Genomic DNA, 15,351 nt, shown 5'->3' on the forward strand with positions numbered 1-15,351 from the left:
ATTGCCGGGACTATTCCCCCGCGCTACAGATTCGGTCAATCGGCCTTGGCAGGCTTCGTCTCTCCGCGCAGCCAGAAGGCACGCTGCGAGGCGAAACGGTCCTGCGCCAGATGGTCCTTCAGGACCGGCAGCAACTGGTGCAGCTCGTCCTTCAGCGTGAAGGGTGGGTTGACGACGATGAGTCCCGAGCCGGTCAGCCCCGTCGTCTCGCGGTCGCTGCGCACGGCAAGTTCGGCGCAGAGCATCTTCGGAATGTCCAGCGCCTGCAGCGCCTCATGGAAGTCCTTGATCGGTGCGCCCTTCTTCAGCGGATACCAGAGGCAATAGGTACCACCCGGAAAACGCCGGTAAGCCCTAGCGAGGCCATCCACCAACCGCTCATATTCGCCGTCCTCCTCGAAAGGCGGATCGACGAGCACGATACCGCGCTTTTCCTTCGGCGGCAGATGCGCGCCGAGCGCCAGCCAGCCGTCGAGCTCGATGATGCGCGCATGGTGATCGCCTTCGAAGACGCGATGCAGGCGAACAAAATCCTCCGGGTGCAGCTCCATCGCCGAAAGCCGGTCCTGTGGGCGAAACAGCATGCGCGCAAGCTTTGGGGAGCCCGAATAGAAACGCAGGCCGCCCTGCGGGTTGAGTTCGCGGATCGCGGAGAGATAGGGTTCCAGCAGTTCGGAAACCTGCGGCCCGAGATCGGTCTCCAGCAGCTTGCCGATACCGCCTTGCCACTCGCCGGTCTTCTGCGCTTCCTCGGAAGAGAGATCGTAGAGGCCGATGCCGGCATGCGTGTCGAGCACCCGAAAGCCGGCGTCCTTCTTCTGCATATAGCGGATCAAACGCGCCAGCACCGCATGCTTCAGGACATCGGCGAAATTGCCTGCATGGTAGATGTGGCGATAGTTCATTTTCGCTGATGCCTGTTATGAATTCGGATCATTGGGAGTTTTTGTGCCTTTTGGGCGGTCGAGCCTTGGCATATAGAAATCGCATGAACATTGCGACCCCCATCAACGCCAAATCCCGGATCGGTCATACGGCCTGTCCGCATGACTGTCCCTCCACCTGCGCGCTGGAGGTGGATATTACGGAGGACGGCCGCATCGGTCGCGTCCGGGGTGCGAACGATCATTCTTATACATCGGGCGTCATCTGCGCCAAGGTCGCCCGTTATGCCGAGCGCCTCTATCATCCCGATCGCCTGATGCATCCGCTGCGCCGCGCCGGCGCCAAGGGGGCAGGGCAATGGCAGCAGATCTCCTGGGATGATGCGCTGGACGAGATTGCCGAAGCCTTCGTGAAGGCTGAGGCGAAGGATGGCAGCGAAGCGATCTGGCCGTATTTCTACGCCGGCACCATGGGCTGGGTGCAGCGCGACTCGATCGAGCGCCTGCGCCACGCCAAGTGCTATTCCGGCTTCTTTTCCTCGATCTGCACCAACCCCGCCTGGACCGGATTCACCATGGGGACCGGCATGCTGCGCGGCCCGGACCCGCGGGAAATGGCCCGCACCGACTGCGTCGTCATCTGGGGCACCAATGCGGTTGCGACGCAGGTCAACGTGATGACCCACGCGATCAAGTCGCGCAAGGAGCGTGGCGCCAAGATCGTCGTCATCGACATCTACGACAATCCGACGATGAAGCAGGCCGACATGGCCCTCATCGTCAAGCCCGGCACCGATGCAGCCCTTGCCTGCGCCGTCATGCATATCGCTTTCCGCGACGGTTATGCCGACCGTGCCTACATGGCGAAATACGCCGACGATCCCGCCGGCCTCGAAACGCATCTGAAGGCGAAGACGCCGGAATGGGCCGCCGCCATCACCGGTCTTTCGGTCGAGGAGATCGAAGCCTTCGCCAAACTCGTCGGCACGACCAAAAAGACTTTCTTCCGCCTCGGTTACGGGTTTACCCGCCAGCGCAATGGCGCGGTCGCCATGCATGCCGCCGCCTCGGTCGCCACCGTGCTCGGCTCCTGGCAATATGAGGGTGGCGGCGCCTTCCATTCGAACAGCGATATCTTCCGCATGAACAATGCGGAGCTGACCGGCAAATCGATGAAGGATGCCGACATCCGCATGATCGACCAGTCGCAGATCGGCCGTGCGCTGACCGGTGATGCCGTGGCGCTCCGCCATCGCGGGCCAGTGACGGCCATGCTGATCCAAAATACAAATCCGGTAAACATCGCCCCGGAACAGCGGCTGGTGAAGCGCGGCTTTGCCCGCGACGACCTCTTCGTTGCCGTCCATGAGCAGTTCATGACCGAGACGGCCGACATGGCCGATATCGTCATTCCCGCCACCATGTTCGTCGAGCATGACGATATCTACCGCGCCGGCGGCCAGAACCACATCCTGCTCGGCCCGAAGCTCGTCGAACCGCCGCCGACGGTGCGAAGCAACCTGTTCGTGATCGAAGAACTGGCAAAACGCCTCGGCGTCGCCGATCGCCCCGGCTTCGGTTTCACGGCGCGCGAGTTGGTCGACCGCGTGCTGGCCGCGAGCAATCTGCCGGATTACGACTATTTCCTCGAGCATAAGTGGTTCGACCGCCAGCCCGCCTTCGAAGACGCACATTATCTCAATGGTTTCGCCCATCCCGACGGCAAGTTCCATTTCCGGCCGGACTGGGTGAACGACCCCGCCCCGAACAAGCCGTCGGCTTCCGTCGGCGCGCTCGGCCCCTACGCAGAGCTACCGCCTTTCCCGGATCAGGTCGATGTCATCGAGCTCGCCGATCCCGAGCATCCCTTCCGCCTGGCGACCTCGCCGGCGCGCAACTTCCTGAATTCGAGCTTCTCGGAAACCAAGACCTCACGCCAGAAGGAAGGCCGTCCGGAAGTGATGATCAACCCTGTCGATGCCGAGGCGAACGGTGTCGGCAATGGCGACCTCGTCCGTATTGGCAATATGCGCGGTGACCTGCGGATCCACGCCCGCGTAACGACCGAGGTCAAGCCAGGCGTTTTGATTGCAGAGGGCCTTTGGCCCAACAAGGCGCATGTCGATGGCGAAGGCATCAACGTTCTCACCGGTGCCGATCCCGTTGCGCCCTATGGCGGTGCTGCCGTCCATGACAACAAGGTCTGGCTTCGCAAGGACGTCATATGACGCAATCTAAGGCAAAAGTGGAAATCGTCGGCAAGGAAATCCTGTCCGACGGCTGGACGAAGTTGACCAGCTACATGATCGATTACACCGACCGGAATGGCGTGACCCATCGCCTGCCACGCGAGGTCTATCACCGCACGCCCGCCGCCTGTATCCTTCTTTACGATCCCAAGCGTGACGTGGTCGTGTTGGTGAAGCAGTTCCGCCTGCCGGCCCATGTGAACGGCGATCCCGCCTGGATGATCGAAGTCCCGGCCGGCCTGCTCGACGGCGATGAACCCGAGGCCGCGATCCGTCGCGAGGCGATGGAAGAGACGGGATACACGGTTCGCGATATCCGCTTCCTGTTCAGATCCTACACAGCACCGGGCTCCATCACCGAGATCGTGCATTTCTTCGCAGCGGCAATCGATACCGCCGACCGCACGTCCGACGGCGGGGGGCTGGAAGACGAGCATGAGGATATCGAAGTGCTGGAAATCCCGCTGCCGCAGGCTCTCGCGATGATAGAAGAAGGAGAGATCATCGATCTCAAGACGATCATGCTGCTGCAATGGACGGTGGCAAACAAGAGCCTGCTTGGCGCCTGAAAGTCCGGCTTTGAAGCGTGACGGTTGGGGGCCATGCGCACCGCCTGAATTCCTTGGAATTCTTCATCCAATTGTCACGAAGCGGGACTAAGCGCTGCCATTTGACAATCATCGGATACGTCAGGAGAAAGCCCATGTGGCTCAGCAATTTCACCCTCGTTCTCCCAGGCGAGGTGGTGAGTGAAGGTTCCGTGCGGATTGAAGATGGCGTGATCGCCGAAATCAGGCCGGAGCCGGTCGCCAATGCCGTCATTGACGGCGGCGGGCGTCTGCTGATGCCCGGTTTCGTCGATCTGCATGGCGACATGATCGAGCGCGAGATCGCGCCGCGCCCGAACGCCCAGATGCCGATCGATTTCGGCATACACGAACTCGACAAGAAGCTTGCCGCTGCCGGCGTAACGACGGCTTTTGCCGCCGTCTCCTTCGCGACGGAAAGCGTCTACGGCCATGTCCGTTCGCTGGAGACGACCTCGGCCGTCATCGAGGGTATCAACACGCTGCGCGATAACCTGCTGATCGATCACCGTGTCCATGCCCGCTACGAGATCACCAATATCGGTGCGGCACCGACGCTGGAGCGGCTGCTGGAAGCCGGCCATATCGACATGGTTTCGCTGACCGACCACACGCCGGGGCAGGGCCAGTACAACGACATCAAGAGCTATATCCTGAGCATTTCCGAGCGCCGCGCCATATCGGAGGAAATGGCTGCGGAGGTCGTTGCCAAGCGCATCGCCATGCGTGACAATCCCGAGATCGATGCCAAGCTGAAGCATATCGTAGCCCTCGCGAAGAAGCATGGTCTCTCGCTCGCCTCTCATGACGATGACAGCGTCGAAAAGGTCATCGAAATGTTCGCTCTCGGCGTCACGATCAGCGAATTCCCGGTCACGCTGCCTGCCGCCGAAGAAGCCCGCCGCCGCGGCCTCTGGACACTGATGGGCGCACCGAATGCACTGCGCGGCAAATCCATGTCCGGCAATCTGAGCGCGCTCGACGCCGCAAAGGCGGGCCTGCTGACGGTGATCGCTGCCGATTACCATCCGGCTGCCTTCGTGCCCGGCATCTTCAAGCTGGCGGAAATGGTTGAGGGTGGGCTTCCCGCTGCCGTCGCCATGGCGACGGCTAATGCCGCCCGTTCAGCCGGCCTGATGGATCGCGGCGAGATCGCCGTCGGCCAGCGCGCCGATACGGTTGTGATCGAGCCGGGTGACGTTCATCGCATCCGCGCCACCTTCCGCGGCGGCAAGTTCATCTACAGCGACGGCACGCTGCACCCGCTGCAGACCCTTGCGGCCTGAGGTCAGGGTTTAGAGCAATTCCAGCAAAAGTGTGCAGCGGTTTTGCGCCCGGAATTGCGTACAAACAAGCAGATAGAGCGCTTTCGTGATTCGAAGAAAAACGAAAGTTCTCTAGTCGCCGATCAGCGAAATAAGCTGGGATTTGGGGGCGGCGGCGGTGGAAGCTGCCGCCCCGACTGCCTTCCCGCCTTCCATCTTCACCTTGCCTTCGGCAAAGAGCTTGAGCGCCTGCGGATAGAGTTGATGCTCGATGGTCAGTATGCGTCCTGCCAGCGCTTCCGCCGTATCGCCCGCAAGTACAGGCACGGCGGCCTGGCCGATGACCGGGCCTTCATCCATGCCTTCGGTGACGAAATGCACGGTGCAGCCGGCGATCCGCATGCCGGCGTCGATCGCCCGCTGATGCGTGTGCAGCCCCGGAAAGAGCGGCAGAAGGGAAGGGTGGATATTGAGGATCCGACCCTCATGGCGCTGGATGAAGACGGCTGAGAGGAGCCGCATATAGCCGGCAAGACAGATGATATCAGGCGAAAGCTCATCGAGAGCGGCAAAGATTGCCGCCTCATGCTCGTCCTTGCTCGCATAGTCCTTGCGCACGAAGGCGAAGGTCGGAATGCCCTCCGCCGCCGCCTTGGCAAGCCCGCCTGCATCCGCCTTGTCGGAGATCACGCCGACGATCTCGGCCGGATAGTCCGCAGCCTTCGCCGCCTGCACCAGTGCCATCATGTTGGAGCCGCTGCCGGAAATGAAGACGACGGTGCGTTTGCGCGGCGAGTTCATAGGGCGAGCGTGCCCTTATAGATGGTGCCGGCAGTGCCTTCGGCGCGGGCAACCATGCGGCCGAGCGCTACGACCTTTTCACCTTCCGCTTCGAGCACCTGGGAGACCGCGGCAACATTCTCTTCGGCGACGACGACGATCATGCCGATGCCGCAGTTGAAGGTGCGCAGCATTTCCGTGGCTTCGACGCCACCCGTCCTGGCCAGCCACGAGAAGACTGCTGGAGCTTCGACGGCGGAGAGATCAATCTCGGCAGCGAGGTGCTTCGGCAGCACGCGCGGAATATTCTCCGGGAAACCGCCGCCGGTAATGTGGGCTAGCGCCTTCAGCGCACCCGTCTCGCGGATCGCTTTCAGCAGCGGCTTCACATAGATGCGGGTCGGCGTCAGCAGCGCTTCGCCGAGCTTCTTGCCCTCGGCAAACGGTGCCGGCGCATCCCAGCCGAGGCCTGAAAGCGAAACGATCTTGCGCACCAGCGAAAAACCGTTGGAGTGGACGCCGGAGGAGGAAAGGCCAAGAATGACGTCGCCTTCGGCAATATCACCCGATGGCAGCAGATTGCCGCGCTCGGCGGCACCCACCGCAAAACCGGCGAGATCATAATCGCCGGAGGAATACATACCCGGCATTTCGGCCGTTTCACCGCCGATCAGCGCGCAACCCGCCTCGCGGCAGCCGGCGGCGATGCCGCCGACGATGGCTGCGCCCTGATCCGGATCAAGCTTGCCGGTCGCGAAATAGTCGAGGAAGAAGAGCGGCTCCGCGCCCTGCACGACGAGATCGTTGACGCACATGGCAACGAGGTCCATGCCGACGGTTTCGTGATAATTCGCATCGATGGCGATCTTCAGCTTGGTGCCGACGCCATCATTGGCGGCAACAAGCACCGGATCGGTAAAGCCTGCAGCCTTCAGGTCGAAGAGGCCGCCGAAGCCGCCGATCTCGCCATCCGCGCCTGGACGGCGCGTGGAACGCACGGCTGGCTTGATCTTCTCCACCATCAGGTTGCCGGCATCGATGTCGACGCCTGCATCGCTGTAGGTCAGACCGTTTCTTCCAGACTGGCTCATGATGATCTCCAGAGGATTTGAAGCTGCGGATAAAAGACCGCGTCACATGCCGGTCGCAATTGCATGAGAGTGCGCTTTATGCAAGCGTTGCAAGGGAAAAGCCCCCATTTTCCAGCTAATCCCTGTGCGCTTTCCGGATTTGGTGCAACGGGGTTGACCATCTTTGCGCCTCCATCCTATGTGCTGGATGGGCACGGGCAAGGCGTGCGGTCAGCGGGGAAGCGATGCCACAACAGGTCAGCGGAACGATACTGAAGCGCCAGGTCATCTTCTGGGTGGCGGTTCTGCTCATCTTCATCGCCTTCCTCTATATTTTCAGCTCGATCCTGCTGCCTTTCATCGCCGGCATGTCGATCGCCTATTTTCTCGATCCCATAGCAGACAGGCTGGAGCGCCTCGGCTTGAGCCGGCTTATGGCGACCATCGTCATCCTGGTGGCCTTCGTCATCGTCTTTGCGCTGGCGCTGGTGATCCTGATCCCCGTTCTCATCAACCAGTTCAACGATTTCGCCCAGCGCGTGCCGGGTTATATCAGCCAGTTGCAGGAATTCATCGCCCATTACCAGGATTCCGTGCTGCCGGGCTGGATCAAGAGCCAGCTCGGCACCATCAAGAACAATTTCTCGACTATCCTGTCGGAGGGCATGGGCTTCCTCACCGGGCTCTTCTCGCAGATCTGGAATTCCGGCAAGGCGATCGTTGACGTCATCTCGCTGCTCATCGTCACGCCGGTCGTCGCCTTCTATATCCTGCTCGATTGGGACCGCATGGTTGCCAAGGTCGATGAATGGGTTCCGCGTAATTATGTGAAAGACGTCCGTCAGATCGCCAGCGAAATGGATCAGGCGATTGCCGGCTTCATCCGCGGGCAGGGTTCGCTCTGCCTCATCCTCGGCATCTATTATGCGGCAGGCCTCTCGATCGTCGGCCTGAACTTCGGGCTGCTCATCGGCCTCTTCTCCGGCATGATCAGCTTCATTCCCTATGTGGGCTCGCTGGTTGGGCTCGTGCTTGCGGTTGGCGTGGCGATCGTCCAGTTCTGGCCTGATTATATCTGGATTATCGCAGTTCTCGCGGTCTTCTTCTCTGGCCAGTTCCTTGAAGGCAATATCCTGCAGCCGAAGCTCGTAGGCTCCAGCGTCGGCCTGCACCCTGTCTGGCTGATGTTTGCGCTCTTTGCCTTCGGTGCGCTCTTCGGTTTCGTCGGCCTGCTGGTCGCTGTACCGGCGGCAGCGGCCGTCGGCGTCCTTGTCCGCTTTGCGCTTTCGCGCTACCTTCAAAGTGATCTCTACTATGGCAGGTCGCCGGGCGGCCGGGCCGGGAAGATGAAATCTGTTTCCGATGAATGACGTGACGAACGCTGATCCGAAGCGCAAGGCCGGAGAACAGCTTCCTTTGGCCTTTTCGCATGACGCCGCGACAGGGCGCGATGACCTGCTTGTCTCGGAGCGTCTCGCCGCTGCCGTTTCGATCGTCGATGCCTGGCCGAACTGGCCGTCACCGGTCGTGATCCTTGCCGGGCCTGTCGGGTCGGGCAAATCGCATCTCGCCGGCATCTGGAAGCAATTGAGTGGAGCGGAGGCCATTCATCCCGCTGATGGTTCCGATGCCGCGATCGCGGCTGCAAACGGCCCCGTCCTTTTCGAGGACGTCGACCGCGCGGGTTTCGATGACGCCACGCTCTTCCACGTCATCAACAGCGTGCGGGAAAACGGCACCAGCCTCCTGATGACGAGCCGCCTCTGGCCCATGTCCTGGCCGGTCACGCTGCCCGATCTGCGTTCGCGCCTGAAGGCTGCGACTGTCGTCGAGATCGGCGAGCCCGATGAGGAATTGCTGTCGCAGGTCATCGTCAAGCTCTTTGCCGACCGACAGCTTTATATAGATGACAAACTCGTCCTTTATATCGTCAATCGCATGGAGCGGTCACTCAACGCCGCCCAGACGATTGTCGAAAGGCTCGATCGGCTGGCGCTTTCCAGAGGCACGGGGATTACCCGCACTCTAGCTGCCGAAGTATTGAATGAATTGGGCAATTCCGGCTCGGGCGATTGACTGTCACAGTTCCGTCGTGAAACTGATATATTCGCCAAAGCGATTGAAAGCGGGGTGAGTGGATCATGGACAGCGCATACCAGGAACATCAGGAACTCGCCCCGGAAAACGGCGCAGACCTGCCGCCGCTGGACCAGCTTCTCTCCAGTCCCGAGCGCTTCATCAACCGCGAATTCTCCTGGCTGCAGTTTAACCGCCGTGTCCTCGAAGAGACGCTGAATACCGAGCATCCACTGCTGGAGCGCGTGCGTTTCCTGTCGATCTCGGCTGCCAACCTCGACGAATTCTTCATGGTGCGCGTTGCCGGCCTCGAAGGCCAGGTGCGTCAGAGCATCGTGGTCAAGAGCCCGGATGGCCGCACGCCCGCCGAGCAGTTGGACTCGATCCTCAGCGAGATCGATCATCTGCAGATGGAACAGCAGGCCTCGCTTGCCGTCCTGCAGCAATATCTCGCCAAGGAAGACATCCTGATCGTGCGCCCCGGCGCGCTGAGCGATTCCGACCGTCAGTGGCTGGCAAACGAGTTCGAGCAGTCGATCTTCCCGGTGCTGACGCCGCTGTCCATCGATCCTGCCCATCCGTTCCCATTCATTCCGAACCTCGGCTTCTCGATCGGCCTGCAGCTTGTCAGCCGCAATGGCCGCGAGCCGATGACGGCGCTGCTGCGCCTGCCGCCGGCGCTCGACCGTTTCATACGCCTGCCTGATGACCGCAACACGATCCGCTACATCACGCTCGAAGATGTCGCCAACATCTTCATCCACCGGCTTTATCCGGGTTACGAGGTACAGGGCTCGGGTACGTTCCGCGTCATCAGAGACAGCGATATCGAAGTCGAGGAAGAGGCTGAAGATCTCGTCCGCTTCTTCGAGACCGCGCTGAAGCGCCGCCGCCGCGGCAAGGTCATCCGTATCGAGACGGATTCCGAGATGCCGGCTTCGCTGCGCCAGTTCGTGGTCCACGCCCTCAGCATTCCGGATAACCGCGTTGCGGTTCTGCCCGGCCTGCTGGCGCTCAACACACTCTCGGAAATCACCAAGGCGCCGCGCGACGATTTGCGCTTTCCGCCTTACAATGCGCGATTTCCAGAACGTGTCCGTGAACACGCCGGTGATTGCTTTGCCGCTATCCGCGAAAAGGACATGGTGGTCCATCATCCCTACGAGTCTTTCGACGTGGTGGTCCAGTTTCTTCTCCAGGCTGCGCGCGATCCTGACGTTCTGGCGATAAAGCAGACGCTCTACCGTACCTCCAACGACAGCCCGATCGTGCGCGCTCTGGTCGACGCCGCCGAAGCCGGCAAGTCGGTGACGGCGCTGGTCGAGCTCAAGGCCCGCTTCGACGAAGAAGCCAATATCCGCTGGGCGCGCGACCTGGAGCGCGCCGGCGTGCAGGTCGTCTTCGGTTTCATCGAGCTCAAGACCCACGCCAAGATGTCGCTAGTCGTGCGCCGCGAAGAGGGCAAGCTGCGCACCTACTGCCATCTCGGCACCGGCAACTATCATCCGATCACCGCGAAGATCTATACCGACCTGTCCTTCTTCACGTGCAATCCTGTGATCGCCCACGACATGGCCAACATCTTCAACTTCATCACCGGTTACGGTGAGCCGGAAGAAGGGATGAAGCTTGCCGTTTCGCCCTACACGCTGCGCCCGCGCATTCTTCGCCACATCAACGAAGAGATCGAGCACGCCCGCAACGGTCGTCCGGCAGCGATCTGGATGAAGATGAACTCGCTGGTCGACCCCGACATCATCGACGCGCTTTATACGGCGAGCCGCGCCGGCGTCGAGATCGATCTCGTCGTGCGCGGCATCTGCTGCCTGCGTCCGCAAGTGCCAGGCCTCTCCGACAAGATCCGCGTCAAATCGATCGTCGGCCGCTTCCTCGAGCACAGCCGCATCTTCTGCTTCGGCAATGGATATGGCCTGCCGTCCGACAAGGCCCTCGTCTATATCGGCTCGGCCGACATGATGCCGAGAAATCTCGATCGCCGTGTCGAAACGCTCGTTCCGCTGACGAATCCGACCGTCCACGAGCAGGTTTTGTCACAGATTATGCTCGGCAACGTGATTGACAATCAACAAAGCTACGAGATATTGCCCGACGGTACGTCACGGCGCATGGAAGTGCGCAAGGGCGAAGAACCGTTCAATGCGCAGCAATATTTCATGACCAATCCCAGCCTGTCCGGCCGCGGTGAAGCTCTGAAATCGAGTGCGCCGAAGCTGATCGCCGGTCTGCTCGAAGGCCGAAACAACAAGTAAACTGGACCTAATGGTTGAATCTGAAGCCCAGGGGCGACTTCCGGGTATCGCCCCGGTCTCCGTTGTCGATATCGGATCGAACTCCATCCGTCTGGTCGTCTACGAAGGTCTGTCGCGTTCTCCCACCATCCTCTTCAACGAAAAGGTCCTCTGTGGCCTCGGCAAGGGCATAGCTCTCACCGGCAAGATGGATGAAGAAAGCGTTGCACGGGCGCTTCAGGCCCTTCATCGCTTCAAGGCCCTCTCGGATCAGGCGCGCGCCGCCACCATGTATGTGCTGGCGACGGCTGCGGCGCGCGAGGCGAGCAACGGCCCCGATTTCATCCATCAGGCAGAGACGATCCTGCAGCGGCACGTCCGTATACTCTCGGGTGAGGAAGAGGCGCGCTTTGCGTCGCTCGGCATCATCAGCGGCTTTTACAATCCTGACGGCATAGCCGGCGATCTCGGTGGCGGCTCTCTGGAGCTCATCGATATCAGGGGCAAGGATGTAAGCGGCGGCATTACCCTGCCGCTCGGCGGTCTGCGTCTGTCCGAATATGCCGGCGGATCACTCGCCAAGGCGCGAGCCTTTGCCCGCAAGCAGGTCAAGACCGCCAGGCTTCTCTCCAAGGGGGAAGGGCGCACCTTCTATGCTGTCGGCGGTACGTGGCGAAACATCGCCAAGCTACACATGGAGATCACCCGCTATCCGCTGCACATGATGCAGGGCTACGAGGTTTCCCTCGAAGGCATGACGCAGTTCCTCGATCAGGTCGTCACTGCCAAGGATTCCAAGGAGCCGGCACTTCAGGCGGTTTCCAAGCATCGCCGTTCGCTGCTGCCCTTCGGCGCCATTGCCATGAAGGAAGTGCTGAACGCCATGAGGCCTTCAGTGATATCCTTCTCCGCGCAGGGTGTGCGCGAGGGTTACCTCTACTCGCTGCTGTCAGAATCCGAGCGCCGGTCGGACCCGCTGCTTGCTGCTGCAGGCGAGCTTGCCATCCTGCGTGCCCGTTCACCGGAACATGCCCGCGAGCTTGCCGATTGGACCGGCCGCATGATGCCCTTCTTTGGCGTGCAGGAAACCGCTGAGGAAAGCCGCTATCGTCAGGCCGCCTGCCTGCTTGCCGATATCAGCTGGCGTGCCCACCCGGATTATCGCGGTGCTCAGGCGCTGAACGTTATCGCCCACTCGTCCTTCGTCGGCATCAGCCATCCCGGCCGCGCCTTCATCGCGCTGACGAACTATTATCGCTTCGAAGGTCTTCACGACGACGGTTCGACGGCGCCGCTCGCCTCAATCGCCGGCCCGCAATTCATCGAACGCGCCAAGCTGCTCGGCGGCATGCTGCGCGTCGTCTACCTCTTCTCGGCCTCCATGCCGGGCATCGTACGCGACCTGACCTTCCGCAAGTCCGCGTCCCCCGATCTCGATCTGGAGTTCGTGGTGCCCCACGAATATCGCGATTTCGCTGGCGAACGGCTCGATGGCCGCTTGCAGCAATTGTCGCGGCTGACGAACAAGCGGCTGGCGTTCCGGTTCGAATAGGTCGATCCGACTTAGTGTTGCCTTACGCCGAACTCCAGCCCCCGATAGCCAAGCAAAAAGGGCAGCACTTTTGCGCCGCCCTCTCAATTTCACTTCAAACACGATTACTTCGCGTTCAGGAACTCACCGACCTCGAGGATGCTGAACTCGTTATTGTCAGCCTTGTCGACGGCGCGGCCGGCCGAGAAGGGCAGGTTGTTGTCGTTGCCGATGATGATGTGCGTGGCGTCGACCCGGTCGACGTTTTCGATCGTCACGAACGGCATGTTGTAGACGCCAGCGATATCGCCGGCCTTCTTCTTGTTGTCCGGATCCTGGATGTTCAGGAGGTCGATGTAGCCGATCTTGCGAACGGCCTTGCCGACATTGGCGTCGTTGAACTCGATCTTGTAGACGCGCTTCAGTTCGGCCGGAGCTTCGAAGCAGTCCGGCTTCGGCTGCTTGGGATCGGCGCAGGCCTTGTCCTTCGTGCCGGCGCCGTTGTCGCGCTCGATGACGAGAGCGGTGCTGTCGTCGAGCATGTTGAAGTCACCGATCGAAGCGCCCTTGTCTTCGAACGGATAGAGCCAGCTGCGGCCCGACCACCTCTTGGAGGCGACGTCGAATTCGATGACGCGGATGGCCGCGTGGCCGTCAACCGATTCCATCTTGCCGTCATCCTGGTAGATGGCGCCTTCGAGCAGGCCGTAGAGCTTGGAGCCGTCCTTCGACATGGCCAGACCCTCGAAGCCGCCGGAGCGTTTCAGGTTGAAGACCGGCATCTTGGCGGCCGGGTTGCCCGGCAGCTGGATCAGCGGATTGTCGGGGGACAGGACCGGCTTGCCGTCGAGCGTGGTGGGGATGACGTCCGTCAGGCGGCCTTCGGTGTCGATCTTCAGGAGATACGGGCCGAACTCGTCGCCGAGCCAGAAGCCGTCGGCAACCGGCTGAACGGATTCGATGTCGAAATCGGCGCCGGTGAGGTAGCGTGTATCGGAGGCTTCGGTGACGATCGGGAATGGAGCGATCTTGTTCGGGTCGGACAGGAAGACGTTCTTGACGACGTCAACCTTGTTGGCGTTCCAGTCGAACTTCAGCTGATGCAGGAACAGCATGGAATCGGACGAGGTGAACTTCGAACCGAAGCCGTTGTCCGAGAGTGTCCAGAAGGTGCCGTCGGGCATGGTCTTGATACCGGAGAAGCCCTGGATCGGCTGGCCGTCGAGCGGCAGCTTGACGTCGGTGACCCGGGCGCCGTCCTTGCCGGCAATCGTGCCGAGCTTTTCGGTGCGCTTGCGGTCCGGCGTCATGAACTTGCCGGAGGTCTTCAGGAAGGCCGGTGCATCGGCCGGGGCCGGGGTCAGCGTATTGGCAGGCAGGATCGCCTGGCCGGCGAGCTTCGCCGGGAAAAGCTGCTGGTCGGCGGAGGCGGAGCCTGCGACGAGCATGAAAAATGATGCGGAAGCAAAAAGAACGTTCTTCATGATGTCCCCATAGAACGGATTGCAGAGGCGCCATCCGCTTAGCAGGGCATTCATATCGGCACATTGACGGTTGGGTGAAGCTTTGGTGAAGTGTCGACGAAGCGCCGGCTCAACCGCGCCGCAGGTTTGCCGGCTGGTTGAGAACGGTCACGGCGCGCGAAGAAAGGGCGACGACATCAAGCCCCTGGCCGCGCCCGCGCACCGCGTGATTGCCGAGGTTTTCGCCGACGATATCCTCGGGAAGCGTCATACGTTGGGCAAGCTCTGCGGAAATCAACACCGGCCGGTTCAGCGTCCGGCAAAGCGACTCCAGCCGCGCCGTGGTGTTCACGGTATCGCCGAAGAAGCTGATCTTGTGATGATCGACGCCGACTTCGGCGGTAATGACACTGCCGCCATGAAGAGCGGCCCTCAGTTTCGGCACCTGGCCATAACTCTTCTTCCAGCTTGCGGCATTGGCTTCGATATCGGCGAGGATATCGAAAAGGCAGCGCACGCAGCGTGCATCCTTCACGCCGCGCGCTAAGGGCCAGGTGATGATCGCGGCATCGCCGACATAGTCGTTGATCATGCCCTTGTGGCGTCGCACCGGCTCCGCGAAGGCCGCAAACAGTGAACTCAGAAGCTGTTGCGCGCGCAGATCCCCATGCTTTTCGGCAAAGGCGGTGGACTCGGCGAGATCGATGAACAGGAAGACGCGCTCTTCCTTCGCCGGATTGCGGTAGCGGCTGACCAGCATGCTGACGAAGACTTCGCGCCCCAGCAATTCGCGCACCCTGAGCAGGAAGATCAGCGTGGCGCAGACGGCAAGCGCATAGAGAAAGATATCGAACGGCATGATCAGCACGTCGATCATCTTCGGTGGCTTCAGAGCGCCCAGCAGAGTGAGAAGGAAACCGGCAGCCGCAAAGCCGATGCTCATCAGGATTTCATAGATGACGAGCTCGGTGATGATGAAGAGCAGTGTCGGAAATCTTTGGATGCGCCGGTAGAGGCCGCGCAAGAATACCCTACGCTCGAAGGCGAGGATCGGCATGCCGATGAAGAGCGCGAAGATCGCTCCGATGATGGGCGTCTGGCCGCTATAGTAGTACAGATCGTAGACCACGCCGCTGAGTGCTAGGACGAGCGCGATCAGGATCCAGTTCTGCGTCGGGGATATCTCTCTCATGCCGC

At 61.0% G+C, this 15,351-nt stretch carries 12 protein-coding genes; 7 read left to right on the forward strand and 5 right to left on the reverse strand.

Features of this window, described 5'->3' with window-relative positions; all coding sequences use genetic code 11:
- Positions 1–35: 35 nt before the first annotated feature.
- Positions 36–905 (reverse strand): 23S rRNA (adenine(2030)-N(6))-methyltransferase RlmJ, encoded by an 870-nt coding sequence (locus tag KQ933_RS04660; RefSeq protein WP_216757604.1) that lies wholly within the window; start codon positions 903–905, stop codon positions 36–38.
- Positions 906–922: 17 nt separating this feature from the next.
- On the opposite strand from KQ933_RS04660, the gene KQ933_RS04665 reads away from it, so the two are divergent.
- The 3 genes from KQ933_RS04665 (at position 923) to KQ933_RS04675 (ending at position 5,006) form a co-directional block, all read left to right on the forward strand.
- The gene (locus KQ933_RS04665; RefSeq protein ID WP_216757605.1) at positions 923–3,112 is read left to right on the forward strand and encodes a molybdopterin-dependent oxidoreductase; all 2,190 of its coding nucleotides are present in this window, start codon (positions 923–925) and stop codon (positions 3,110–3,112) included.
- Positions 3,109–3,702 (forward strand): NUDIX domain-containing protein, encoded by a 594-nt coding sequence (locus KQ933_RS04670; protein ID WP_216757606.1) that lies wholly within the window; start codon positions 3,109–3,111, stop codon positions 3,700–3,702. Before KQ933_RS04665 ends, KQ933_RS04670 begins: the two co-directional genes overlap by 4 nt.
- 134 nt (positions 3,703–3,836) lie before the next feature.
- Positions 3,837–5,006 (forward strand): alpha-D-ribose 1-methylphosphonate 5-triphosphate diphosphatase, encoded by a 1,170-nt coding sequence (locus KQ933_RS04675; RefSeq protein WP_216757607.1) that lies wholly within the window; start codon positions 3,837–3,839, stop codon positions 5,004–5,006.
- A gap of 111 nt (positions 5,007–5,117) precedes the next feature.
- Here the strand turns inward: KQ933_RS04675 and purN are convergent, their stop codons facing one another.
- Complete coding sequence (purN, locus tag KQ933_RS04680; protein ID WP_216757608.1) at positions 5,118–5,786, reverse strand: phosphoribosylglycinamide formyltransferase; 669 nt, start codon at positions 5,784–5,786, stop codon at positions 5,118–5,120.
- Positions 5,783–6,856, reverse strand: a complete 1,074-nt coding sequence (gene purM / locus KQ933_RS04685; RefSeq protein WP_216757609.1) for a phosphoribosylformylglycinamidine cyclo-ligase — start codon at positions 6,854–6,856, stop codon at positions 5,783–5,785. Before purM ends, purN begins: the two co-directional genes overlap by 4 nt.
- 224 nt (positions 6,857–7,080) lie before the next feature.
- On the opposite strand from purM, the gene KQ933_RS04690 reads away from it, so the two are divergent.
- From KQ933_RS04690 to ppx, 4 genes are all read left to right on the forward strand, one after another.
- Positions 7,081–8,205, forward strand: a complete 1,125-nt coding sequence (locus KQ933_RS04690; RefSeq protein ID WP_216757610.1) for an AI-2E family transporter — start codon at positions 7,081–7,083, stop codon at positions 8,203–8,205.
- Positions 8,198–8,911 (forward strand): DnaA regulatory inactivator HdaA, encoded by a 714-nt coding sequence (gene hdaA / locus KQ933_RS04695; RefSeq protein WP_216757611.1) that lies wholly within the window; start codon positions 8,198–8,200, stop codon positions 8,909–8,911. The genes KQ933_RS04690 and hdaA overlap by 8 nt, the downstream gene beginning before the upstream one ends.
- 65 nt (positions 8,912–8,976) lie before the next feature.
- Positions 8,977–11,181, forward strand: a complete 2,205-nt coding sequence (locus KQ933_RS04700; protein WP_216757612.1) for an RNA degradosome polyphosphate kinase — start codon at positions 8,977–8,979, stop codon at positions 11,179–11,181.
- Positions 11,182–11,191: 10 nt separating this feature from the next.
- Complete coding sequence (ppx, locus tag KQ933_RS04705; RefSeq protein WP_216757613.1) at positions 11,192–12,712, forward strand: exopolyphosphatase; 1,521 nt, start codon at positions 11,192–11,194, stop codon at positions 12,710–12,712.
- 104 nt (positions 12,713–12,816) lie between these two features.
- Here the strand turns inward: ppx and KQ933_RS04710 are convergent, their stop codons facing one another.
- The gene (locus KQ933_RS04710; protein WP_216757614.1) at positions 12,817–14,175 is read right to left on the reverse strand and encodes an esterase-like activity of phytase family protein; all 1,359 of its coding nucleotides are present in this window, start codon (positions 14,173–14,175) and stop codon (positions 12,817–12,819) included.
- 109 nt (positions 14,176–14,284) lie between these two features.
- Positions 14,285–15,346, reverse strand: coding sequence for an adenylate/guanylate cyclase domain-containing protein (locus KQ933_RS04715; RefSeq protein WP_216757615.1), 1,062 nt, complete (start codon positions 15,344–15,346; stop codon positions 14,285–14,287).
- Between the last annotated feature and the right edge of the window lie 5 nt (positions 15,347–15,351).

It is taken from the genome of Rhizobium sp. WYJ-E13 (assembly GCF_018987265.1).
Taxonomy (GTDB): Bacteria; Pseudomonadota; Alphaproteobacteria; order Rhizobiales; family Rhizobiaceae; genus Rhizobium.